This window comes from Acidovorax sp. LjRoot204 (assembly GCF_056175785.1).
Genome location: NZ_JBGFFF010000233.1, coordinates 1 through 5,071, shown reverse-complemented (window position 1 = coordinate 5,071; position 5,071 = coordinate 1). Strand labels below are relative to the sequence as shown.

Below are 5,071 nucleotides of genomic sequence, written 5' to 3'. Positions count from 1 at the left end.
TCTGTGGACGGGTCAACGAACGGTTCAGGGGCATGGTGGGGCGCAACGAGGAATGAGCGAACGGGTATGGTAGCCAGCGCACCCCCCGGGGCTGCCGCCCGGCGGGTACCCTTTACCGGGGATTTACGCGCGCTTTGGGCGGGGTTTACCGATGTATCGGCTCAGCCCCGCCAGGGGGCAGCAATCAGCGGTTGGTGGCCAGCAGAAGGCCGCCAGCACCCATGAAGAAACCGCCGGTGGCCTTGTTCAGGCGGGCCACACCGCGCGAGGTGCGGATGAAGCGGCGGATCTGGCGCCCGAAGCTGGCGTAAACGGCCGTCGAGACGAATTCGCTGCCCAGATAGATGGAGCCCAGCACCAGAAACTGGCGCGCGGCAGGCTGCGCGGGGTCGATGAACTGCGGAAAGATCGCCGCGAACAGGATGATCGCCTTGGGGTTGGTGATGCCCAGCAAAAACTCCTGCGCGATGAGAGCACGCAGATGGAACTGGGCCGGTTGACCCGATGCCTGGCCACTGCCAGGTGCATCCTCCAGCGCCAGGCCGCTGAACTCGCGGCTGTGCCAGGCCTTCCAGCCCAGCCAGAACAGGTAGGCAGCCCCCACCCACTTCACCGCCGTGAACGCCGCTTCGGACGCCAGCAGCATCGCCCCCAGCCCCACCGCAGACACCGTCAGAAAGATCGCGAACGCCGCTGCCCGGCCCACCGTGGCGATCATCGCGGGGCCCACGCCTGCGCGGATGCCGTTGTTGAGGCCACAGAAGTTGTTGGGCCCCGGGGTGAGCGAGATGGCGATGGCAACCGGAACAAATAGCAGCGCATCCATGGGACGGTCCTTGCAGGGTGAGGCGTATGTGAGGGGGAACGGTCAGCACCGCAGTCTACGGCAGACCCTGCCTACACGGCCGACCCCAGAGCACATGCCCCCAAGGCGCCCTCTACCACCTCATAACGCCTTAGAACAGGTTCTTACAGATCCAGCACCGAGCCCCAGGGCACATCGGGCAGGGCTTCGTAATGCGCCACCACGGTCAGGCGGTCTGGTCTGGCCGCTTGGGATGCCAGCGCCTGCGCCAGATAGCGAATGGAGGGCTTGTCCAGCCCGCCCACAGGCTCGTCGATCAAGGTCAGTGGTGCATTCGAGGCCAAGGCCCCTGCCATGAGCACCTTGCGCTTGCTGCCGGTGGACAGGGCGTAGAAAGGCTTGTCCAGATGCTCGTACAGGCTGAACCCGTCGATGTGCTCCACCAAGGCTGCCACATCCCATTGAGGGTAGCGTGCGGGCAGGCTGTCGAGCCAACCCCTGGCAGTGAGCGGGTCCCACTCGCTGGATCGCGGGTCCGACCAGAAGACCCGTGGTGCCGAGGCCTTGGCGGACTGGATCAGGTCCACCCCTTGCAGCGTGATGCTGCCAGCCTGCGCCGTCAGCTCGCCAGCCAGCAGACGCAGCAACGTGGTCTTGCCGGTGCTTTCATCACCCCGCACCAGAGCCAGGCCCGGGGGCCAGGCCAGCGACAGGTTGTCCAGCACAGCACACTCCGGGTACGCAAACCGCAACCCCTTCACCCACAAAAACACGCTCTCAGCCACCCTGTCTCCTCGATGCGGAAAGCGAACATTCTAGGAAGCTGCCGCACGCCGGGCCCACCACAAGCCTCCCACCTGGTTCACCACCAGCCCGCAGAGCACTGCGGCTGCGCCCAACCACTGCAGAGGCGCCGGGGTTTCACCCAGAAAGGCATAAGCCGCCCACAGCCCCACCACCGGCACCAGCAGCGAAAACGGCGTGACCCGCCCCGCCGCATGGCGTTGCAGCAGCTGCGTCCACAGCGTGTAGGCCAGCAGCGTGGCCAAGAAGGCCAGGTAGGCCACGGCCAGCAACCCGGTGCCGTTCAAAGACTGCAGCTGTGCCCACACGGCGGTGGAGCCCTCGCTCCAGAACGCCAGCGCAAAGAACGGCCCAATGGGCACCACACTGCTCCACACGATGAACGGAAACGGCGCATACGCCCCGGCCTGTGCTGCGCGGCGCGCCACCAGATTGGACACCGCCCACATGAATGCGGCGCCGAGGGTGAGCACAAACCCCGCCAGCGTCATCTGGCCCGGCCCCTCGCCATGCGCGAGGCCGATGGTCATCAAGCCGCCGAACGCCAGCAACAAGCCCCCCCACTGCCAGGGCTTGGCACGCTCACCCAGCAACGGCGCGGCCAGCAGCAAAGTGAAGAACGCCTGGGTCTGCATCACCACCGACGCCATGCCCGCCGTCATGCCCAGCTGCAGCCCCAGAAACAGAAAGCCGAACTGCCCCAGCCCCTGCGCCATCCCGTAGCCCACCACAAAGCGCCAGGGCAAGGCCGGACGCGGTACGAACAACAAGAAGGGCAGCGATGCCGCCGTAAAGCGCAGCGCGCCCAGCAACATGGGACTCAGGCCCTGCAGGCCGAGCTTCATCACCACAAAGTTCAGCCCCCAGATGACCACCACCGCCAGGGCACGCAACAGGTCGCCACGGCTCAAGGCCGCGGGCGTACTCATGCGGCCGCCACGGACACGCCCGCAGCTACGGGGCGGCCCTGCAGCGCCCGGGCAGCGACGAAGGCGTCAAACGCCTGGGCGCTGGTCTTGCCAGGCACATAGCCCAGCACTTCCTTGAGCGCGGTATTCAACAGCACGGGCCGGTAGCGCAGAAAGTCGAGCTGTTCGGGGCCGTAGCGGCTCACGCCGAGCGCGGAGCCCACGGCCAGCGCGGTGCGCAGCAGCCCTGCAGGTAACTCCAGCACGGGCTTGCCCAAGCGCTGGGCAATCTCGCGCAAGGGCAAGGCACCGTCGCCCGCCAGGTTGAAACAGCCAGCCCGCTGCGTGCGCAGTGCATGCAGGATGGCACCGGTCACGTCTTCGTCCCAGATGAACACGAACGGGCTCTCGCTGCCCCGGATGGCGAGCAGGCGCGGCTTTTCGAACAAGGCGGTGATCTGGTTGTCCACCCGCTCGCCCAGGATGGTGCCGATGCGCAGCACCGTCTGCGCCAGCGCCGGGTGCTGCGTGCGGTATTGCGCCAGCATCTCTTCCACCAGCCGCTTGTGGTGCGAATAGGCAAAGACCTCGTTGCCCCGCAGTGCGTCGGTCTCACGCAGCCATGCGGGGTTGTCGGCGTGGTAGCCATAGGCCGCACCGCTGGAGCTGACGACCAACTGCGTCACGCCGATGGCCACACAGGCATCCAGCACGTTCTGGCTGCCCAGCACGTCCACCGAATATTCAAACTCGCGGCTGGAGCCTTTGCCGGGGGTGACGATGGACGCCAGGTGCACCACGCTGTCGATGGCGGTGTCTGCCAGCGTCTGCGCCAGACCGGGGTCGCGCACGTCTTGGACCCGATAGGTCACGCCGGGCAGGCGACGCTCGGCGGGCACATCGCGCACATCGGTCGCCACAATGGTCCCGACCCCTTCACGCGCCAGTGCAGCCACCACGCTGCGGCCCAAGAAACCGTCTGCGCCCGTGACCAGAATGCGGCGGCTTTTCCACCCCATGCCGGTCATGTGCGCAGCTCCTTGCGGGCATCGGCCGCCGGTAGTTCGGCGGGCCTGCGCCCCCACCAGCCTGCCAGTGACAGCCCCGCGATGATGTCCCAGAAGCCCCACACGCCCGCCACCACGGCCATACCCCCCAGCCCGCCAAAGAAGCTGAAGATCAGCACCAGACCCAGCCCTGCGTTGCGGATGCCCACCTCGATGCTCACCGCGCGCCGGTCGTAGTCCGGCAAGCCGCTGAGCCGCGCGCAGGCGTAGCCGGTGCCGAAGGCGAGCGCATCGTGCAACGCTACGGCCAGCAGCACCAGGCCCACGTAGTCCAGAAAGTAACGCCAGTTGCCCGCCACCGCGCCCACGATGAAACCGATGAGACACAGAAAGCTGAGGATGCGCACGGGCTTGTTCACGCGCTGTGTGAAGCGCGGCAGCTTTTCTGCGCACAGGATGCCCAGCACAAAAGGCAGCCCGATGATCACCACGATGTGACCCGCCATCTCCAACGGGTCAAGCGCAATGCTGCGCAGCAGCGGCGCCGCCGTGGGGTGCATGCCGCCCCAGAACGCGAAGTTGAGCGGCATGAGCACGATGGCCAGCGCGTTGGAGATGGCCGTCATCGACACCGACAGCGCCACATTGCCTCCTGCGCGGTGCGTGAGGATGTTGCTCACATTGCCGGGCGGGCAGCAGGCGACCAGAATCATGCCCAGCGCGATGCTGGGCCCGGGCTTGAGTAGCAGCGTGAGCACAAAGGTCACCGCAGGCAATACGATGAACTGCGCGGCAATGCCCACCGCCATGGCACCGGGCATGCGCAGCACGCGCTTGAAGTCCGCCACGCGCGTATCCAGCGCAATGCCGAACATGAGAAAACCCAGCACCACATTGAGCACCACCAGCGACGCGGGGTTGAAGTTGAGGCGTATTTCGTCCACAGGCAGCATGGCGTCAGTCCTTTCTAGCGAGGGCTGCGGCGGCAGCGCGCACCGCGTTGCGGTAGGTGTCCTTGTGCACGTAATACGCCATGCGTTCGAGCTGGAGGTACTTGAAGCCACCCGACAGATCGGGCGGCGGCCCGGCCTTGGCCTGTCGTAGCGCCTGGGCGCGCGGCGATCCCTCGGCCTGCGCCTTGAAAAAGCGCGCCACCAGCTCCGCTTGTTCATAGCGGCCCTGCCAGCCGATGCCACTGGCCTCGATCATGCCCATCATGGCCAGGTTGTCGAAACGGGGTGACAGGATGTTGAGGTAGAGCTGCGGCGCCATGCCCTGCCAGTTGAGCAGGCTGTGGTCGATGAAGGGGTAGTGAAGCTTGTAGCCCGTGGCACAGAGCACCAGGTCATAGTCCTGCGCGCTGCCGTCCTTGAAGTGCACCGTATGGCCTTCAAAACGCGCGATGTCGGGCTTGACGTGAATATCGCCATGGCCCAGGTGGTGCAGCACCAGCGAGTTGACCACCGGGTGCGACTCGTACATCTTGTAGTCGGGCTTGGGCAGGCCAAAGCGCGCAGGGTCGCCAGTGAACCATTGCAGCACCACGC

5 protein-coding genes and 1 pseudogene are annotated in these 5,071 nt (G+C 66.1%); all 6 read right to left on the bottom strand.

What is annotated here, in order from left to right; translation table 11 throughout:
* Positions 1-184 precede the first annotated feature (184 nt).
* A complete protein-coding gene (locus AC04MI_RS23365) occupies positions 185-826 on the bottom strand; it encodes a LysE family translocator (protein WP_436077819.1) in 642 nt (213 codons plus the stop codon).
* Positions 827-969: 143 nt separating this feature from the next.
* The gene (locus tag AC04MI_RS23360) at positions 970-1,590 is read right to left on the bottom strand and encodes an ABC transporter ATP-binding protein (protein ID WP_436077818.1); all 621 of its coding nucleotides are present in this window, start codon (positions 1,588-1,590) and stop codon (positions 970-972) included.
* Positions 1,591-1,620: 30 nt separating this feature from the next.
* Positions 1,621-2,538: an EamA family transporter gene (locus AC04MI_RS23355; RefSeq protein ID WP_192419939.1), complete on the bottom strand. Its 918-nt coding sequence runs from the start codon at positions 2,536-2,538 to the stop codon at positions 1,621-1,623.
* A complete protein-coding gene (locus AC04MI_RS23350; RefSeq protein ID WP_436077817.1) occupies positions 2,535-3,545 on the bottom strand; it encodes an SDR family oxidoreductase in 1,011 nt (336 codons plus the stop codon). Before AC04MI_RS23350 ends, AC04MI_RS23355 begins: the two co-directional genes overlap by 4 nt.
* Complete coding sequence (locus AC04MI_RS23345) at positions 3,542-4,477, bottom strand: bile acid:sodium symporter family protein (protein WP_192419942.1); 936 nt, start codon at positions 4,475-4,477, stop codon at positions 3,542-3,544. The genes AC04MI_RS23350 and AC04MI_RS23345 overlap by 4 nt, the downstream gene beginning before the upstream one ends.
* A gap of 4 nt (positions 4,478-4,481) precedes the next feature.
* A pseudogene (locus AC04MI_RS23340) lies at positions 4,482-5,071 on the bottom strand (NAD(P)/FAD-dependent oxidoreductase); the annotation flags it as partial.

What these genes read in the sequence shown, in the direction of transcription:
- AC04MI_RS23365 (WP_436077819.1), bottom strand. Translation starts at nt 826, where the DNA reads ATGGATGCGCTGCTATTTGTTCCGGTTGCCATCGCCATCTCGCTCACC.
- AC04MI_RS23355 (WP_192419939.1), bottom strand. Translation starts at nt 2,538, where the DNA reads ATGAGTACGCCCGCGGCCTTGAGCCGTGGCGACCTGTTGCGTGCCCTG.
- AC04MI_RS23350 (WP_436077817.1), bottom strand. Translation starts at nt 3,545, where the DNA reads ATGACCGGCATGGGGTGGAAAAGCCGCCGCATTCTGGTCACGGGCGCA.
- AC04MI_RS23345 (WP_192419942.1), bottom strand. Translation starts at nt 4,477, where the DNA reads ATGCTGCCTGTGGACGAAATACGCCTCAACTTCAACCCCGCGTCGCTG.